At 56.4% G+C, this 18,503-nt stretch carries 17 protein-coding genes; 8 read left to right on the top strand and 9 right to left on the bottom strand.

The features are described 5' to 3' along the window. Positions 1 to 8: 8 nt before the first annotated feature. The 4 genes from ACR0A1_RS13710 to ACR0A1_RS13695 are packed head-to-tail and all read right to left on the bottom strand — an operon-like array spanning position 9 to position 3,351. Complete coding sequence (locus ACR0A1_RS13710) at positions 9 to 1,046, bottom strand: LLM class flavin-dependent oxidoreductase (RefSeq protein WP_170625539.1); 1,038 nt, start codon at positions 1,044 to 1,046, stop codon at positions 9 to 11. Position 1,047: 1 nt separating this feature from the next. Then, positions 1,048 to 1,968, bottom strand: coding sequence for a flavin reductase (locus tag ACR0A1_RS13705; protein ID WP_480867979.1), 921 nt, complete (start codon positions 1,966 to 1,968; stop codon positions 1,048 to 1,050). Further along, positions 1,965 to 2,777, bottom strand: a complete 813-nt coding sequence (locus ACR0A1_RS13700; RefSeq protein ID WP_223118489.1) for an alpha/beta fold hydrolase — start codon at positions 2,775 to 2,777, stop codon at positions 1,965 to 1,967. Before ACR0A1_RS13700 ends, ACR0A1_RS13705 begins: the two co-directional genes overlap by 4 nt. Then, positions 2,749 to 3,351, bottom strand: a complete 603-nt coding sequence (locus tag ACR0A1_RS13695) for an amino acid synthesis family protein (RefSeq protein WP_170422877.1) — start codon at positions 3,349 to 3,351, stop codon at positions 2,749 to 2,751. The genes ACR0A1_RS13700 and ACR0A1_RS13695 overlap by 29 nt, the downstream gene beginning before the upstream one ends. A gap of 102 nt (positions 3,352 to 3,453) precedes the next feature. Here ACR0A1_RS13695 and ACR0A1_RS13690 point away from each other — a divergent pair, with 102 nt between their 5' ends. Further along, the gene (locus tag ACR0A1_RS13690) at positions 3,454 to 4,140 is read left to right on the top strand and encodes a GntR family transcriptional regulator (RefSeq protein ID WP_170422879.1); all 687 of its coding nucleotides are present in this window, start codon (positions 3,454 to 3,456) and stop codon (positions 4,138 to 4,140) included. 100 nt (positions 4,141 to 4,240) lie between these two features. Then, positions 4,241 to 5,215 (top strand): LysR family transcriptional regulator, encoded by a 975-nt coding sequence (locus ACR0A1_RS13685; protein ID WP_170422881.1) that lies wholly within the window; start codon positions 4,241 to 4,243, stop codon positions 5,213 to 5,215. A 14-nt stretch (positions 5,216 to 5,229) separates the two neighbouring features. Here ACR0A1_RS13685 and ACR0A1_RS13680 read toward each other — a convergent pair whose 3' ends face one another. After that, positions 5,230 to 6,747: a trimethylamine methyltransferase family protein gene (locus ACR0A1_RS13680; protein WP_170422883.1), complete on the bottom strand. Its 1,518-nt coding sequence runs from the start codon at positions 6,745 to 6,747 to the stop codon at positions 5,230 to 5,232. A gap of 189 nt (positions 6,748 to 6,936) precedes the next feature. Here ACR0A1_RS13680 and ACR0A1_RS13675 point away from each other — a divergent pair, with 189 nt between their 5' ends. Next, a complete protein-coding gene (locus tag ACR0A1_RS13675) occupies positions 6,937 to 9,372 on the top strand; it encodes a GcvT family protein (RefSeq protein WP_480867976.1) in 2,436 nt (811 codons plus the stop codon). An 8-nt stretch (positions 9,373 to 9,380) separates the two neighbouring features. Here the strand turns inward: ACR0A1_RS13675 and ACR0A1_RS13670 are convergent, their stop codons facing one another. Next, complete coding sequence (locus tag ACR0A1_RS13670; RefSeq protein WP_223118493.1) at positions 9,381 to 10,298, bottom strand: GlxA family transcriptional regulator; 918 nt, start codon at positions 10,296 to 10,298, stop codon at positions 9,381 to 9,383. 95 nt (positions 10,299 to 10,393) lie between these two features. On the opposite strand from ACR0A1_RS13670, the gene ACR0A1_RS13665 reads away from it, so the two are divergent. The 4 genes from ACR0A1_RS13665 (at position 10,394) to ACR0A1_RS13650 (ending at position 15,089) form a co-directional block, all read left to right on the top strand. Beyond that, positions 10,394 to 11,554 (top strand): acyl-CoA dehydrogenase family protein, encoded by a 1,161-nt coding sequence (locus tag ACR0A1_RS13665; RefSeq protein ID WP_170596211.1) that lies wholly within the window; start codon positions 10,394 to 10,396, stop codon positions 11,552 to 11,554. 7 nt (positions 11,555 to 11,561) lie between these two features. Continuing rightward, positions 11,562 to 13,577, top strand: a complete 2,016-nt coding sequence (locus ACR0A1_RS13660; protein ID WP_480867973.1) for an acetate--CoA ligase family protein — start codon at positions 11,562 to 11,564, stop codon at positions 13,575 to 13,577. 3 nt (positions 13,578 to 13,580) lie between these two features. After that, positions 13,581 to 14,360 (top strand): carnitinyl-CoA dehydratase, encoded by a 780-nt coding sequence (locus ACR0A1_RS13655; protein WP_480614336.1) that lies wholly within the window; start codon positions 13,581 to 13,583, stop codon positions 14,358 to 14,360. Between the two features lie 147 nt (positions 14,361 to 14,507). After that, a complete protein-coding gene (locus ACR0A1_RS13650) occupies positions 14,508 to 15,089 on the top strand; it encodes an XRE family transcriptional regulator (protein ID WP_170646960.1) in 582 nt (193 codons plus the stop codon). A 14-nt stretch (positions 15,090 to 15,103) separates the two neighbouring features. On the opposite strand, the gene ACR0A1_RS13645 is transcribed toward ACR0A1_RS13650, so the two are convergent. Genes ACR0A1_RS13645 through ACR0A1_RS13635 form a run of 3 tightly spaced genes read right to left on the bottom strand, consistent with a single transcriptional unit; the run spans position 15,104 to position 17,168 of the window. Beyond that, positions 15,104 to 15,901 (bottom strand): metal ABC transporter permease, encoded by a 798-nt coding sequence (locus ACR0A1_RS13645; RefSeq protein WP_170596216.1) that lies wholly within the window; start codon positions 15,899 to 15,901, stop codon positions 15,104 to 15,106. Beyond that, a complete protein-coding gene (locus tag ACR0A1_RS13640; RefSeq protein WP_480867970.1) occupies positions 15,901 to 16,653 on the bottom strand; it encodes a metal ABC transporter ATP-binding protein in 753 nt (250 codons plus the stop codon). Before ACR0A1_RS13640 ends, ACR0A1_RS13645 begins: the two co-directional genes overlap by 1 nt. A gap of 2 nt (positions 16,654 to 16,655) precedes the next feature. Next, entirely contained in the window at positions 16,656 to 17,168 is a 513-nt protein-coding gene (locus tag ACR0A1_RS13635) for a Fur family transcriptional regulator (RefSeq protein WP_170801717.1), read from the bottom strand. 56 nt (positions 17,169 to 17,224) lie between these two features. Between ACR0A1_RS13635 and ACR0A1_RS13630 the strand changes: the two genes are divergently transcribed. Next, positions 17,225 to 18,349, top strand: coding sequence for a metal ABC transporter solute-binding protein, Zn/Mn family (locus ACR0A1_RS13630; protein WP_170646963.1), 1,125 nt, complete (start codon positions 17,225 to 17,227; stop codon positions 18,347 to 18,349). Positions 18,350 to 18,503: the final 154 nt, after the last annotated feature.

Genomic DNA, 18,503 nt, shown 5'->3' with positions numbered 1-18,503 from the left:
TTCTCTCCTTAGGCGAAGGCGGGCATGACGTCCGCGATGAACCGCTCTAGCGAGGCTTTCTTGCGCTCAAAGCTCATCCCACTGTCGATCCAGAAAGAATACTCATCATATCCAAGATCGCTATAGCCCTTGAGGCGTTCGATTGCTTTGTCAGGCGTGGCGATCACATTGTCCCGGATCATCGCCTCGGGCGAATAGAAGGGATGGTTAGCGATGTCGTCATCGCTCAGCGTCTGGATCAGACCCTGCGACACAGGGCGTTCGTTTTTGAACCACGCGCCGAAATAGCAATAAAAGCGATTGATCTCTTCCGCCGCGCGACGGGCATCCGCCTCGTCCGAGGCGATATAGGTGTGGTTCAACAGCATGATTTCGGGGCGCGGGACGTCATGGAATTTGGCGCAGGCTGCGTTGAACGTATCCATCAGCCGGGTGATCTCTTCGTCGCCCTGCCACAAAGGGGTGACCTGCACGTGACAACCGTTCGATACCGCAAACTCATGACTGTTGGGATCGCGCGCGGCAACCCAGATCGGTGGACCGTTTTGTTGCAGAGGCTTGGGCGAAGATGTGGTTGCCGGGAAAGAATGAAACTCTCCGTCCAGCGCATGATCGCCCTCCCAAAGACCCCGCACTGCCGGAACAAGCTCGCGCATACGCTGGCCTGCCTCCCAGGCGTCCAGCCCCGGCACCATCCGCTCGTATTCATAGCTGTAGGCGCCACGCGCGATGCCCAGATCCAAACGGCCATTCGTGATCATGTCCGTCATTGCGGCCTCTCCGGCCAGCCGGATCGGATGCCAGAACGGAGCGATAACGGTTCCGGTTCCCAGACGCACATTGTTGGTCTGGCGTGCCAGATCGACGATATTCAGGAACGGGTTCGGCGAGATGGTGAAATCCATCCCGTGATGTTCGCCGGTCCAGACCGCATGCATACCACCCGCATCAGCGATCTTGGCCAGTTCTATGAAGTTTTCATACAGCTCCTGCTGGTCCTGATCGGGAGAGGTGCGTTCCATATGAACGAAAAGCGAAAACCGCATGTCAGTGACCTCCTCGTGTAATCGGGCGAACCTCGCCGCTGTTCTTGTTTCCGTAGTAAATGCCAAAATCTCCCAGCCGGGATTCCTCGGACAATCGTTCCAGCATGGTTCGGGTCGCCTTGTCGGTTACAGTGCCAAAGGATACGACATCCAGTGGGACGAAATTACCTTTCTTCGGCTCACCATCTGCGGCCTGACACAGAAACGCGATATGTTGACGCTTTTTCTCTGCATCCTCGTAAACCGAATAAACAAAGCCCGGCTCTGCGGTCAGCCCGGTGGCCTCAATCAATTGTTCCAATGCCGCTGAAACACCTTCTGACCCAACCACTGCCTCGGGCGGTGCAAGCGCGCCGTCACCGGCATCGATCAACAGAACCTCACCTGCGCGTTCGATCAAGGCTGAGACGATCAGGCCGGTGTCCTGCATCAAGGCACCAGCAGCTGTTGATGGTGTTACATAGGCCCCCCTTACATATCCGAGACCGGGTGCCGGAGTATTGTCGAAGGCTTTGACCTCGCCGATCAGGATCACATGATCCCCCGCTTCGACGGTTTTGTGCATAGAGCAGTCAAACCAGGCCGACGACCCATCGATCAACGGCGATCCCGCAGGTCCACGCCGCCACTCGACGCTGGCAAACCGGTCTTCGACGGGCCGGGCAAAGGTATTGGATACCTCGATCTGTGTCTCTGACAGGATATTGACGGCAAACCCGTCTGCGGCAATCAATGCGTCATAGTTCTTTGAACTGTTGGCGAGACAAACCAGCACAAGCGGCGGGTCTAGTGAGACGGATGTGAACGAGTTCGCGGTAAACCCGATCGGGTTACCTTGGGTATCATGCGACGTAACCACGGTGACGCCCGTCATGAACGCTCCAAATGCATTTCGCAGCGTGCGGGGATCAAGTGAGGTCATTGCGCAATCCTTTCTTCGGCGGGCTGGCCGAGCCATTCAACCAGATGCGCTGTTACTTCATCGGGTGCTGTCAAGTTCACCATATGTCGGTGGCCTTGGATCACAACGGCCCGACCGTTTTGAACTGCTGCGGCCATAGCTTGTGACATAGCCGGGGTTGAGTTCGAGTCTCCGTCGCCGGTGAGCGCCAGAAACGGGCATGAAATCCGATTCATCTTGCTGGCGTAGGTGGCATCGCCCCGCGCAAAAGCGGAATAGGCGATGGCGTAGCCTCGTTGATCCACAGACCCAAGCCACGACGCCACCTGCGCACGGGCAGCCAGATCACCCGGACTGTCACCAAACCAGCGCGACAACGGCGTTTCCAGATCAACTCGACCCGCGCTGATTTCAGCGGCCCGTTGGATGACTGCGGCGCGGGCTGAGGCATCGCGACAGAAGACGCCGTTCAACATAGCAACACGGCTAGTGATGTCGGGGTGCTCCGCCGCAAAGCCGGCGGCAATCAGAGCCCCCATTGAATGCCCGATGATTGCGACCGGAGCCAGATTCAATGCGTCGACAACATCATGCATCCAGCCAACAAAATCCGGCAATTGGCTTCCAGATGACAGACGGTCACTGCCTCCATGCCCCGGCAGATCAACCGCAATTATACGGCAATGCTGGCTCAGCGTGTCAAACTGAGGGCCCCAGGCCGCAGATTGCATGCCAACGCCATGGATCATAAAGACCGGTTGCCCTTCGCCCGCCTCTCTGAACGCGACTGATCGGCCCGAGTTAGACAGCTGCAGGGTTGTCAACGTCATGACCAAGTTCCTCGATGTCCTGATAGCGATCCCCGATCCGGTGGTGCGGCCGCCCTCCAATCGATGCACCCAGTGCAATCAGAATCTCATCTGCCGCAGGTGCATCTGCAACCGAAGTCTGGATCGTAAGGTAGTGAGAGCGACGACCGCCATCATGTTTGTCCATCAAGGGGATCAGCAGCGGCGCATTGGCTGGGCCGCGCGTATTGCAGAAGGAAAGGTAGGATTTCGCGCCGACTGCTTTGCGATAATGATTGCCAAAATGCAGCGTGTGGATCAGGGCCGACGCATGCTCGACCTCTCCGTTCAAGCCCACAATCGCGGATTTTCCATAGGCTTCGACCCGGTCGCCGCCACCTGAAGCATCCAAAATCATTTTGGTCAGCAACTCCCCCAATCCGGGGGCGCAATCGCGGATCGCGGGGCCAAGATCTTCGACAAAACCCTGACCAGCCCAAGGGTTCCGAATGACAGCCATTGCGGCAATTAGCTTCAGCGGAGTGTCCGCCAACTTACCACCCTCGATCAGAGTGTCTTCGACATGCAGAAGCGTTTTTCGAATTTCGGCGGACATGGTGATTCCTTTGGCAAGCCTTTGGTCGAGAATATGGTATACCATAATACGATATGTCAATCATACTTGTTCCGGATCCGTACCACAGATATGAAAGCGTCGATGATGAACACCGACTCCACCCTGCAAAAGATCGAAAAAGCACCGCAAACCTTGCGGGATATCGTGCAAGCCCGCCTGCGCGAAGCGATCATCGCCGGGCATTTTGCCCCCGGTGAGCGGCTTGTTGAACGCCCGCTTTGCGATCAGCTTGGTGTCAGCCGCACCGTCATCCGCGAGACGATCCGGTTTCTGGAAGCCGAAGGTTTGGTTGAGATTATCCCCAACCGCGGGCCAATCGTCTCGACCCTCAGCTGGGACCAAGCGCAGCAAATCTATGACATCCGCTTACAGCTAGAAGGCTCAGCCGCCGCCGCCTGTGCACAAGCGCATGAGACAGGTTTCGCAAACGATCTGGGCAAGGCATTGAAAGCAGTGGGCGCGGCGCAGAATGACACCGAATGGTCAAATCTGCTACAGGCCACAACTCGCTTCTATGAACTGATTTTTCTACAGGCTGGGCACAGCATCGCCTGGGATGTCGTGCAACGTCTGAACGGCCGGATCAGCCGCCTGCGGGCCTTGACCCTCGCAGCGCGGAATCGAGAGCGTTCTGGGATGAGCCACATGACTGCAATCCATGATGCCATCCTCAGTGGTGATCCTGCCAAAGCCCGAAAAGCAGTCGAAAGCCATATCGCGGATGCTGCACAGACCGCGCGCGGCTTTTTGGAAAGCTCTGAAACCTGAGTGCTCGGCAATTGAGCCAGAATTCCAAGATTCTGATATCAAAGCTCTCATTATCTGCGTAGATTTGCCGGGAATGCCCTGATCTCACGAAAGCACCGGAATGCCGCGTCAGTCTACTCCGAAAGACCTCAGCCTCAAATGGCTGGAACTGTTTCAGATATGCGCGCAGAAAGGGTCGCTGCAGGCGGCCTCAAAGGAAACAGGGCTGACGATAAGCACCGTTTCCCATCACCTGCGCAATCTCGAAGACCATCTGGGCGTTGAGCTGTTCAACCACACCCGCAGACCCATGGTTCTGACCCCGAAGGGCCGGGTCTTCCTGCGCAATATCGACGATGCGCTGCACCTGATCCGAAAGGCCAAGGCCGAAGCGTCTGCAGGAAGCATCACCGAGGCCAGCTATCTGCGTTTCGGCACGATCGAAGACTTCGACAGCGACATCATTCCAGAGCTGGCGGTCTATCTATTCGCGAATATGCCCGCCTGTGATTTCATGTACCACACGGATTCCAGCCACGCGATTATCGACATGCTGCGCGACAGGCAGTTGGATCTGGGGATTTCCACTACTCCTAGCGAACGTATGCGCGATCTGCAGGATCGCCCCCTTCTGCGCGATCCATTTGTGATCGTTTTGCCTGCGGTGAGTGACAAGTCTTTGCAAGACATTGTTGAGGGTCGAACTAAATTGCCGTTTCTACGATATTCCAGCAATCTGATCATCGCGCGCCAGATCGAGTCCCAATTACGCCGGATGGGGATTTCGTCCTCTCACAGGTTTGAATGCAGCAACAATCAGACGTTGATGTCGATGGTGTCCTCCGGTGCGGGTTGGACCATCACGACGCCGCTGCTGTATTCTCGGGCAAAGCGGTTCCAATCAAAGCTGTGCATGCACCCGTTTCCGGGCAAGAGCTTTGCACGCACACTGGCGCTGGTCGCGACGCCGGATTGTTCAAGATCAGTGATTGAGCTTGTGGATGCCAAAACCCGATCACTGATCAATGACCGCATCATTTCACCACTGCGCGATGATACCCCGTGGCTGACGGATAGTTTCAAACTTATCGAATAGCACTGGATCAGCCTTCAAAGAATGTTGAAGCGATCTCGGATTTGCCGATCCTGTTCGTCTGACAGGTATCTTGGCGTATGGGTCTGCAAAATTTCTTGCGCCCGATGTCGCGCGCGGCTCCAGGCATCTTGCGCTCCGTTTTCTGCCCAGGTTCGCGGCTCGTCCCTGTCTGCGAGTGAGGGATAAAAGTAATCCCGTTCCATGGCCGCAAAAGTATGCTGACCACCCAGAAAATGGCCCTCGCCCAGAACTGCTTCGCAGATCGCGTCAAAGCCCAGATTCTCGTGTGTCACCTCTATGCCCCTCAAAGCGCGGTAGGTGTACGAGTGCATCTCATCATCCAGCACGAACGCCTCAAAACTTGCACCCAGCAACGAGGCCGTCATGCCCGAGCTTTCATAGATCAGATTACCACCTGCCAGCGCTGCCGACATTGAGGTCAGTCCCTTTTCCATCCCGTATTGAGCGTCGATCGCCTTGGCATCAGACATCGAACAGGCCACACCTGAAGGCAGCCCAAGCCAATTTGATAATTGTGCTGATGCTGCATTCAGGACAGCCGTCTCTCCGCTGCCACCTGAGAACGCGCCGGTCCGAAGGTCAATCACCAGTGGCCAATTCGAAAAGACCATAGGAAACCCGGGCTGGATCGCGTGGACCATTACTAGACTCGCAAGAGTTTCTGCCAATGACTGCGCCAGAAAACCAGCCAAGGTCGCTGGTGCAGTCGCGCCGGCCTGAGCAGCGGTGATGCAAGAAATCGGAATATTGTGTTCGATGCAGGCGTAGACCACATCCACCGCGTCTTCGCCGTAGCGCATCGGCGAGATCACCGGGCTTATATGTGCTTTCATGAACGGGCGTTTTGCGAATTCACCGGGTCCCCCGGCTGCGATATCCAATATCTCAACAATTGGCGCAACGTGCTGCGCCAATGTAAATGACGTCGCGGTGGGCTTGGAGGTATTCTTCAACAGCGCATAGACGGTGTTCACATCCAGATCGAAGGTTTCCTCCAGATCGGTTGCAACGCAACAGCGGGTGAACCAGCTGACATTTGGCAAGACATCTTGAAGACGCGTGAAATCATGCAAGTCCTGCAAGGTTGAAGGCCGATAGCGACCACTGCGCAGATCAAGCGTCTGAACCGCCGCCCCTCCGGTTCCGAAATAGACGCGATTACCGCCAACTTCGATGGATCGGGCTGGATCACGCCCGTGCAGAACGAAGGTCTTGGCGGCCTGATCAATCGCCTGTTCCACAAGTTGAGGCGAAAAAAGTATCCTCCCCTCCCCGCTATCTTGCGCCCCAACCGCCAACAAATCAGAACGCAAACGATCCGGCACCTCGCCGATCCCCAGCTTCTCAAGAAGATCCAGAGCTGTGTTGTAAATCCGCTCAAGCTCAACCCCAGTCAAGGGTTTGTAAGTGCCTCCCGGTTGACCTGGCGGACAGGGGTCGAGCGCAGGCTTTTCAGCCCGCTGTGCGATACGTCCTTTTCGACCGGACCTTTTCGCCTGCGGCGCAGCCATTTGTGATCCTCCAACCGCATCAGATTGATCAATTCAACTAAACGCCTAGGGCGAATTTCAACCGCATTCGAATTACTACGAGTTAATGAGCTTTTATTTTCGATTTTTTACGTAACAACATCCAGCCGCTTGTGAACCAACTGACAGAACAGGCTAATCCCCAAAAGACTACCTACCGGAGGGTCCTTGATGAAATCGCGCACTAAAGTGGTCGTCATTGGCGGCGGTATCGCCGGCTGCTCGACTCTGTATCACTTGACCCGTGAAGGTTGGTCCGATGTGGTGCTGGTCGAGCGCGATGAGTTGACCAGCGGCACAACTTGGCATTCGGCCGCGCAGGTGACCAATTTTGGCATGAACCAGACCATGGTTGGTCTGAAGACCCACTCGATCAACCTGTACAAGGAACTGGCCGAGGATCCGGACTATCCTATCAACTACCATCACGGTGACGGCGGCATCCGGCTTGCAAATACGCCTGAGCAGATGCAGGGGTACCATCATTTTGCGTCTATGGCGCGCGGAATGGATGTGCATTTCGAGGTCATAGATGCAGAGGAATGCGCCCGCCGGCACCCGTTGATTTCCACCGACAACCTTCTCGGTGGGCTATGGGATCCGCTAGATGGCGACATCGATCCGGCTCAACTGTGCCAAGCTCTGGCACGCCGTGCGCGCAAAGCCGGGGCCGAGGTATATCGCAATACTCCGGTCACAGGACTGACACAGCACAAGGACGATACCTGGACGGTTCACACGGAACACGGCAATATTGACTGCGATATCGTAGTTAACGCTTGTGGTTATCGGGTCAACGAAGTGGGCGCGATGATGGGCGTGCACCACCCTGTCGCTTCGATGGAGCACCAGTATTTTCTGACAGAAGAAATCGCAGCGATCCGCGACGCAGGCCATCGGATGCCCCTGCTGCGCTGTCCGATCAGCGACTATTATTGTCGGCAGGAGAAGAACGGCTTGCTGGTCGGCTTCTACGAGCAGGATTGCAAAACCTGGGGCATGGACGGGATCGATCCGAATTTTGTGAACGCGCTGTGCCCTGACGATCTGGACCGCGTGACGGATGTGCTGGAAGGTGCCTTCGCACGCATGCCTGCACTGATGGATGTCGGTATTCATACAGTGGTGAATGGTCCGATCACCTACACAATTGACGGCGCACCTTTGGTCGGGCCAATCCCCGGAAAGCGCAATGCTTTCTGCATCATCGGCCTACGCGCAGGTCTAGGTGAAGGAGGAGGCCACGGCTGGCTGCTGGCCCAACAGATCGTTCACGGCGAGGCCTGTTATGACACGTGGTGCCTTGATCCGCGTCGGTTTACCGGCCACACAAATGTGGAGCTGACCGCGCTGAAAGCCATCGAAGATTACCAGAATGAATTCCGCTTTCATTTCCCGCACGAACACCGGCCTGCCGGTCGCCCCGCCAAAACCACACCGCTGACCCCGATCCTCGCAGCAGAAGGGGCTGAATTCACAGTGGTCAACGGTTGGGAGCGGGTCGACTACATCAAGCCTGCACCAGATTTTCACCCAACGCTGAGTTTCAGTTTTGATGAGACCTTTGACGTCGTGGCCGCGGAAATCAGAAACCTTCAAGAAAATGTCGGACTGGCCGAAGTGAACGGCTTCAACCGGCTGGAAATCACTGGAACCGATCGGCATCGGTTTCTGGATCGGATGATGTGCGGCGCGGTGACAAAACGCGACGGGCGGGTCGGCCTTGGTTATCTGCTGAACCACCACGGGATGGTCAAAGCCGAGGCCACCATCGCCAACCTTCCCGCGAGTGATCGCGGCCCGGCACGGGTCTGGTACGGGTCCGCCGCCGCCAGCGAATACCATGATATGGACTGGCTAAAGGCGCATCTGCATGATGGCGAAGATGTGCAAATCCGCTCACTCACCAATGATCAGACAATATTAGTGCTGGCCGGACCCAAATCGCGCGACGTGCTGTCCGCTTGTGCTCGAGGAGACTGGTCGCGAGAAGCTTTTCCCTGGCTGTCAGTTCGCGAGTGCTTTGTCGGATTCGCGCCAGCAACTGTATTGAATATCAGCTTCTCAGGGGAACTGGCCTACGAGATACATGTCCCGAACGCCTCACTATACGCGGCCTATCTGGCGCTCAGAAAAGCTGGCGAGACGCATGACTTGAAATTATTTGGTGCTCGCGCCGTCGAGTCCATGCGGATGGAGAAAGGGTTCTTGCACTGGAAAGCCGATCTGCTCACAGAGTTCGACCCGTTTGAGACCGGTTTGAATCGGTTCGTGAAACTGACCAAAGGCGATTTCATTGGCCGAAATGCGTTGCAGAGACGCCTTGAGAGCGGTCCGAAGAAGAAACTGGTAAGCCTGAAAATCGATGCAACCAAAGCACCGGCGCATGGTGGAGCCTCCCTGATGTTGGACGACATGGTTATTGGCACAATCACGTCAGGTGACTGGGGCCACAGAACAGGGCTAAACCTTGCTTACGGCTTTGTGAATCCGGAATTTTCCGAACCCGGCAGCCGAATGCAACTTGACCTGTGCGGAGAAATGATCGCGGCCGAGGTGATTGCGCCGTCCCCGTATGACCCGGACCTCTCACGCGCGCGAGGCTAATCCCAAAGTTACTCCCCGTTCCGATAGGCTGTTGGTGTCTGCCCGAATTGCATCCGGAACGCCCGCGTCATTGCGCTTGGGTTCTCATACCCGCAGCGGCTGGCGATCTCGGCCACGGACTGCTGGGTCTCGACCGCAAGTTTACGCGCCAAATTCAGACGCAGGCGACGATAGAGCGCCTGCGGTGTTACACCCAGCTCGGACAAAACCCGGGTCTCAATCTTCTTTTGAGAGCACCCGAGCTGACGAGCGATATCCTTTATCATTACTGGCGCATCCAACGTGCCCTGCATGACGCCCAGCACCCGATTCACCAGCCTGTCTTCGGATTTCATCTGTGGTGAAGCAGCACTTGGTTCACCACGGTTCATCAGAAGATGCGCCACCTCCATCGACAACAGCGGCCCGTGATCCGCAAGAATCAGCGCAGTCGCCAGATCATAAGCAGCCATCGCGCCTGAGCAGGTGATCCGGTCCCGGTCGATCACAAAACGTTCCTGCACGACCTCGACATCGGTAAAAGTTTCTTCGAACCGGGAAAGTTCATCCCAGTGAATGGTCGCGCGATGCCCTTCCAACAGTCCCGCACGCGCGAGCAACCAACTCCCTGTGTCCAGACCAGCCAGTTTGCGATGACGGGTTGCGGCCCTGCGCAAAGCGCGATGAGTATCGGGAACCGAGTGTTCCAGATACCCATAAGACGGCATGACAACCAAAGCATCACCCGCCTCAATGCCCATCGCTCCATGCGGCGCGACCTGCAACCCGCTGGAGCTTTGGACTGGCGCACCATGGGGTGAATAAAACTGCCAGGCATAGAGATCCTGCCCCGCCAAAGTGTTCGCCGCGCGCAATGGCTCAACCATGTTGGCGAGGCAAAGGTTCGAGAACCCGTCGAACAGCAAAAAGTTATAGATCTGGGTCAAATTTTTCTAACTCGGCATGATATCGTACGATTACTGCATGTCATTGTGTCAGGCAATTACGTTTCATTGCCAATCAGACATCAGGGGAACGCGTCATGCAATTTGGCTTAACCGAAGAACAGGAAATGATCGTCTCAACAGTGCGGAGCTTTGTTGAGAACGAGATTTACCCCCACGAAGCTGAGGTCGAACGCACCGGACAGGTGCCGCAAGAGCTGGGAGACGAAATCAAGCGGAAATGCATCGAACTGGGGTTTTATGCCTGTAACTTCCCCGAAGAAGTTGGTGGCGCAGGTCTCTCGCATCTTGATTTCACTCTTGTCGAACGCGAGCTCGGCCGAGGTTCGATGGCATTGACCCACTTCTTCGGTCGCCCGCAGAATATCCTGATGGCCTGCAACGCCGACCAGCGTGAACGCTATTTGTTGCCTGCCGTGCGTGGCGAAAAGATGGATGCTCTAGCTATGACCGAACCTGACGCGGGGTCAGATGTTCGGGGCATGAAATGTCAGGCCGTTCGCGATGGCGGTGACTGGGTCGTCAACGGTTCGAAACACTTCATCTCGGGCGCGGAGCACGCGGATTTCTTCATCGTGTTCATCGCAACAGGTGTGGATGAAACTCCGAAAGGCCCCAAAAAACGGATCACTACCTTCCTCGTAGATCGTGGTACGCCGGGTTTTGAAGTGCGCGAGGGGTACAACTCAGTCAGCCACAAAGGCTACAAGAACTATATCCTGTATTTTGACAATTGCCGTTTGCCCGACGCACAGGTTTTGGGCGAGGTCGATGGCGGTTTCGCCGTGATGAACGAGTGGCTCTATGCAACGCGCCTGACGGTTGCTGCTTTTTCGGTCGGGCGCGCGCGGCGCTGTTTTGATTATGCGCTGAACTACGCGGCTGAACGCAAGCAATTCGGCCAGCCGATCGGTAAGTTTCAGGGTGTCGGCTTTCAGATCGCCGACATGATCACCGAGATCGACGCTGCTGACTGGCTGACGCTCGCGGCCGCATGGCGTCTGGATCAGGACTTGCCCTCAAATCGCGAGATCGCCTCGGCCAAGCTTTATGCTTCGGAAATGCTGGCTAAGGTCACGGATACGACGCTGCAAATCTATGGTGGCATGGGTCTGATGGACGACTTCCCGATCGAACGGTTCTGGCGGGACGCGCGTGTAGAACGTATCTGGGATGGTACGAGTGAAATCCAGCGGCATATCATCAGTCGTGATCTGCTGCGGCCCCTGGGTGCCTGAGGCCCGAATGAGCAAAGATATCTCCCGTCTTCTACGCCCGGAATCCATCGCGGTGATCGGCGGCGGCGCGTGGTGCCAGCAGGTTATCCTGCAGTCGGAACGCATGGGCTACGCAGGGAAAATCTGGCCTGTCCATCCCAAGGCGGATGAAATTGCCGGGCACAAGGCCTGCGCACGGATTGAGGACCTGCCATCGTCCCCGGACGCGGCCTTTGTTGGCATCAACCGTCACGCCACCGTTGAGGCCGTTCAGGTTCTGTCAGACATGGGCAGCGGCGGCGCAGTTTGCTTTGCCTCTGGCTTCTCGGAAGCTGCAGCCGAGGATCAGGCAGGAGGAGATCTGCAACCAGAGTTGATCAATGCAGCAGGCAGCATGCCCATTCTTGGGCCGAACTGCTATGGCTTTATAAATGCGCTTGATGGTGCGCTATTGTGGCCCGATCAGCATGGAGCTGCTCGAGTAAATCGAGGCGTTGCCATTCTGACCCAGAGCTCCAACATCTCGATCAACCTGACTATGCAGAAACGAGCTCTGCCGATTGCCTATATGGTGACTTGCGGGAACATGGCGCAGACCAGTCAGGCTGAGATCGCGATGTCGCTGATCGATGATCCACGGGTCACTGCCGTCGGTTTACATATAGAGGGCTTCAAGGATATCCGCGAATGGGAGGCCCTTGCTGCCAAGGCACATCGGAAAGGCGTGCCTCTGATCGCACTTAAGGTGGGCGCATCCGAACAGGCGCAGGCAGCAACAGTTTCTCATACCGCCTCACTGGCAGGGAGCGATGCGGGTGCGCAGGCTTTGCTAAACCGGCTGGGCATCCCGCGCCTGTCCTCGCTGCCCGAGTTTCTGGAATCCTTGAAACTGTTACATTGCTATGGGCCTTTGCCGGGGGGCAACATTGCGTCGATCAGCTGTTCGGGCGGCGAGGCAAGCCTGATCGCAGATATGGCGATCGGCACTGGCCTCAGATTTCCAGAACTGTCCAGAGATAAGCAAACCCGATTGCGCGATGCACTTGGTCCGATGGTCGCAATAAGCAATCCACTCGATTACCACACCTATATCTGGCGCGATGAAGAGGCGATGGCGAACGCTTGGGCCGGAATGACTGGCGACGACATAGATCTGACATTCACGATCGTTGATTACCCGACCACCGATCCCACAGATTGGGCCGCTGCCACGCGTACAGCACAAAAAGTGCGGGCAGATACGGGTGCGCGTTTTGCCGTGGTTTCTACCCTGCCCGAATTGCTACCTGAGGATGTAGCACAAACCCTAATGGAGGCCGGTGTTGTACCCTTCATGGGTCTCCGCGAAGCCCTTTCTGCCACGCGTGCGGCGGGTCAGGTCGCCGTACCTGCAAGCGCGCCAGTCTGCTTGCCGGGTACGTCTGATGTCAAGCATACGCTGTTCGAAGCCGAGGCCAAGCAAGCTCTGGCTGCCCATGGTTTGCGCATCCCTCGGAACAGGTCCGTTCGTGGCGCAAAGGAAGCCCTCAGCGCGGCGCAAGAAATGGAAGCGCCATTTGCTGTCAAAGGCGTCGGCCTTGCCCACAAGTCCGAACATTCCGCTGTACGATTGAGGGTTCAGGCTGCCGATGTGGCGGGTGTGGCAGCGGATATTGGAACCGAAGAGATTCTGATCGAAGAGATGATCACAGGTGCGGTGGCAGAAATACTCGTCGGCGTCGTGCGGGATCCTGCCCACGGCTTTGTGCTGACTCTGGGTGCCGGAGGTGTCCTGACCGAAATACTGCGCGACACCACCTCGCTTTTGATCCCGGCAACGTCCAGCAGTATTCGCGCGGCACTGGGCGAGTTGAAAGTCGCGCCGCTGCTGTCAGGCTATCGCGGCCAACCAGCGGCTGATATGGATGAAATCGTTGCCGCCATTCAGGCCGTTCAAGACTATGTAATGCAAAATGCCGAAACGCTCGGCGAGGTCGAAATCAACCCGCTTATTTGCACGCCCACCCGGGCGGTGGCGGTGGATGCGCTTATCAGAAAGGCCTGAGAAATGGACCCGATCAAGACCCGCCGTGACGGCGCAATTCTCGAAGTGACGCTGGATCGGCCAAAAGCCAATGCCATCGATCTGGCAACCAGCCGGATCATGGGGCAGGTATTTGCCGAATTTCGCGATGATCCCGAGCTGCGCGTCGCTATCTTGACCGGAGCAGGCGAGAAGTTCTTTTGCCCTGGCTGGGACCTGAAAGCCGCAGCCGAAGGCGACGCCGTGGATGGGGATTATGGTGTCGGTGGCTTTGGTGGTTTGCAGGAGTTACGCGATCTGAACAAACCGGTCATCGCGGCCATCAATGGTATTGCCTGTGGTGGCGGGCTCGAGCTTGCGATTTCAGCCGATATGATCCTGGCCGCTGAACACGCAACTTTTGCCCTGCCTGAGATTCGATCCGGAACCGTTGCAGATGCGGCGAGCGTCAAGCTACCCAAACGCATTCCCTACCACATCGCGATGGAGCTATTGCTGACTGGACGCTGGTTCGATGCCGAAGAAGGTCAGCGTTGGGGCTTGGTCAATGAAGTCCTGCCTGCCGATCAACTGATGGATCGTGCCTGGGAATTGGCGCGTCTACTCGCCTCGGGTCCTCCGCTGGTTTATGCTGCGATCAAAGAGGTCGTGCGCGAAGCTGAAGACAGCAAATTTCAGGACGCCATGAACCGCATCACCAAGCGCCAGCTGCGCACCGTCGATATCCTCTATTCCAGCGAAGATCAGCTTGAAGGCGCAAAAGCCTTCGCTGAAAAGCGTGATCCGGTCTGGAAAGGAAAATAAGTTCAAAACACCGCTGCCTTCATCGCATTGGCGCAGTTTTGCGCCAATCGCTCAGCTAAGCTTGTTTTTTGTCAGAACACACTTTTACTATCCTGCAATTCAGGCCAAAGCTACTTTAACTGGAAGAATGAATGTCAAAGCGGCCCGATGCAGGACAAGAAAACAGAACCAGAACTTGAGATCGGGCGAACCCTGCAGCGTTTGCGACAGGAACGTCAGCTCACGGTGACCGAACTTGCCGCGCAGTCAAAGGTTTCCGCGCCCATGATCAGCCGAATCGAAAATGGTCATGTGTCGCCGTCCCTTAGTACCTTACACGCGTTGGCAGATGCACTATCTGTCTCTCTGATGGCGATGTTCAGCCATACCGACACGACCTCGGATGTGCATCACGTTCAGGCGGGAACCGGGTTACCGTCGCGGCGTATCACACCAGACCATGCCCATGACTATCTACTGCTCGGCAAACACAGCGGGCCTAGCGGGTCATTCCAATCCGCACGCATCCGCATCTCAAAACAAGACCAACGCAAGTTGCCTAACTATCAGCACGAAGGCTACGTCTTCATCTACATGATTGAAGGCAGTGCCATCTATGGCTGTGGGACCGAAGAGTTCCAGATGTCCGAAGGTGACACGCTCAGCTTCGACGCCAAGCTCCCACATGGGGTGCGGGACATCCTGTCAGACGAAATTGAATTCGTGACCGTGTCGACGCGACCGCATTGATCTTTGCAGATGTCCTAGGTTCCACGCCGCGTTTGCCATCCGATCAGGCTGAAACACGCAAACACTACTGCAGCAACACAAACAATGGATGGCCCTGCAGGCGTATCAAACATGTAAGCAGCCCGTAGCCCGGCGATTGCGGAAAATGCACCAATCGCCGCCGCAATCAAAGCCATCGCTTCCGGTGATCTGGCCAGACTGCGCGCCGCCGCCGCCGGGATGATCAGCATTGCAGCAATCAGTAGAACACCTACGACCTTTATCGCCACGGCCACCGTAACTGCCAGAGACAGCGTCAGGATCAACTGCTCTCGCTTGGGGTCAAAGCCGCTGGCATAGGCCAACTCTTCATTCATGGTCGCCGTCAAAAGCTGCGACCAGCGCCATACGATCAGGGCCACGACAAGCGCTGCGCCACCCCAGATCACAACCAGATCGGTGCGTGACACCGCCAGAATATCACCGAAGAGATAGGCCATCAGGTCGATGCGAACACCGGACAGGAACGATACGGCGACTAGACCGAAGGCAAGTGCAGAATGTGCTAGAACACCCAGCAGTGTATCCATCGCGTAGCCACGTCCGGACAACAGTGTCACGGTAAGTGCCATTGCAAGCGCAACAGCTAGCGCCCCAGTAAAGACGGACAACTGAAACGTCAGCGACAAAGCGACACCCAAGATTGCCGCATGGGCGGTGGCATCCCCGAAATAGGCCATTCGACGCCAGACAACAAAACACCCCAGTGGTGCCGCAGCAAAAGCAACGCCAACACCTGCAAGCGTCGCGCGCGTCATGAAATCATCCAGCATTATTCTGCGGCTTCCTGAGAGGTTTCACAATGACCGTGATCGTGATCGTGATCATGGTCGTGATCATGGCGATAGAGGGCCAGTGCGCCTCCGGTACCCGTTCCGAACAGGGCCCGATATTCCGGGGCCGAGGCTACGACTGCGGGGGACCCTTGGCAGCACACATGACCATTGAGGCAGATCACCCTGTCCGACGCGCTCATGACCACGTGCAATTCATGGCTTATCATCAATATGGCGCATCCGGATTCACGCCGGACCTCTTCGATCTGACGATAAAACGCCGCAGACCCCGGTTGGTCGAGACCCTGAGTGGCTTCGTCCAAAAGCAGAACGTCGGGCCGATTGATCAACGCCCGCGCCAGCAAGACGCGCTGAAACTGTCCGCCTGACAATTGCGACATTTGGCGCTTTAGCAGATCCGGCACCCCAGCAGTTTCAAGCGCTTCTGTACATTGAAGCCTAGAGACACGATCCGTCAGACGCATGAATCTTTCCACTGATATCGGCAGGGTCGGATCAATGTGAAGTTTTTGGGGGACATACCCGATTTTTAGCCCAGGCTTCAGTGTAACCTTACCTTCCGCAGGCTTGGTCGCGCCGATAAGGGCACGCAACAGGCTGGTCTTGCCCGATCCGTTTGGACCAACGATCGTGACGATTTCACCAGCCTCGATCGTCATACCGACATGGCGCAGAACGGTATTCGCGCCATAACGCACGCTGAGGTTCTCAACGGTGATCAGGGTCATGTCTACGCCTTCTCGGTGCAGTCTGGGCAGAGTCCCTCGGCTTCTACAACGGTTCGTTCGATTTCGAAACCCGCCGCGCGCGCGGCTGCGCCGAGGACGCCATTGGACGGTGCCGACTGAGCTTCGGCGACAGCGTCGCATTTTCTGCAGATCATGAAGGCCGGGGAATGGACCTCTCCGGGATGAGAGCAGGCCACAAAGGCGTTCAAACGTTCAATCTTATGGACGAACCCGTACTGGACCAGAAAATCCAGCGCGCGATAAGCCACCGGCGGCTGCGAGCCAAAACCGGCTTCGCGCAAACGATCAAGTATAGCGTAAGCCCCAAGCGACTTGTGATCTTGCAACAGCATTTCAAGAACTTTTCGCCGCACAGGGGTTAGCCGCAACCCTTCTTCCCTGCACCGAGCATCCGCTGTGGCCAACGCCGTTTCGACGCAATTCTTGTGATCATGCTCCTGAAATCCTACCGGCGCATCTTCACCAACCGAAATGGAGTGCATCTCACTTGTCATGTTATACCATATCATATATGCCGCTCGTAACGTTATAAAATCACACAGAGGGTCTGATGTCCAGAAAGCTGCTCCCACTATCGATTACCGCTGCATTGATGGGCGGAACCGCCATGGCGGATGCACCCAAGGTTGCGGTTGACATCGCACCCGTTCACTCACTCGTGGCCCGGGTGATGGAGGGGGTAGGAACGCCTGAATTGATAGTGCAGCCCGGTGCCTCGCCACACGAATACAAACTTCGTCCGTCAGAAGCAGCCGCACTGCAAGAGGCAGATCTGGTATTCTGGATTGGCGAGGACCTGACCCCGTGGATGGAAGGCGCTGTCGAGACGCTCAGCGACGGGGCGACTGTTACGGTGTTGCTTGAGTCGGACGGAACGGTTCTGCTCGATTTCCGTGAAAGTGCTTTGTTCGAAGCGCATGACCATGGCGACGACGAAGATCATGGGGATGACAATCATGACGATCACGACCATGCTGAGGATGATGGTCATGATCACGACGACCACGACGATCATGCAAAAGACGATGACCACGATCACGAGGATCATGCCGAGGACAAAGAGCATGATGATCATAATCATGACGAAGAGCATGCGGATGAGCATGACCACGATGATCATGAGGACCACGCCGGACATGACGACCATGAGGGCCACGCGCATGGCGAACATGATCCGCACGCCTGGCTCTCTCCGGTCAACGCAGAAATCTGGCTGAAAACGATCGCGGCGCAGCTTTCTTCGGCTGACCCAGACAACGCAGGTGCTTATTTTGCAAATGCGGCAGCTGCGCGTGAAGAAATGGCTGCTTTGTCTGCGGAAGTGGCCGAAACGCTGGCGCCGGTCAAAGGTGGCAGCTTCATCGTGTTCCACGATGCCTATCAATATTTCGAAGATGCCTTTGGCTTCCCGGCCTCGGGTGCAATTTCCCTCAGCGATGCGACCGATCCAAGCCCGGCAAGGATCGCCGAAATTCAGGGGCGTATCCGCGACGAAGGTGTGGATTGTGTCATGGCTGAACCCCAGTTCAACCCCGGAATTGTCGCAACCGTTCTCGACGGCACCGAAGCTAAAACCGGCATCATGGACCCGCTGGGATCTGATCTGGAACCCGGAGTAAATCTGTACCCGCAACTCATCCGCAATCTGGCCAAAACACTGTCTGAGTGCCTTTGACTCAATCAACAGCCTGGTTGGGAGTTGGTTCTGGCCAGGCTGAAATCAGACAGAGTTCTCCGCTCATCGTTCCAACAAAGTCATCAGTATTCGGCTACCGGCCTCTCTAAGCTGTCCAATTTGGCGGCTAAGCTGCCGGCGCAAGCCAATCATC

Source organism: Ruegeria sp. D6 (assembly GCF_056534365.1).
This window is presented reverse-complemented; position numbering and strand designations above follow the sequence as displayed.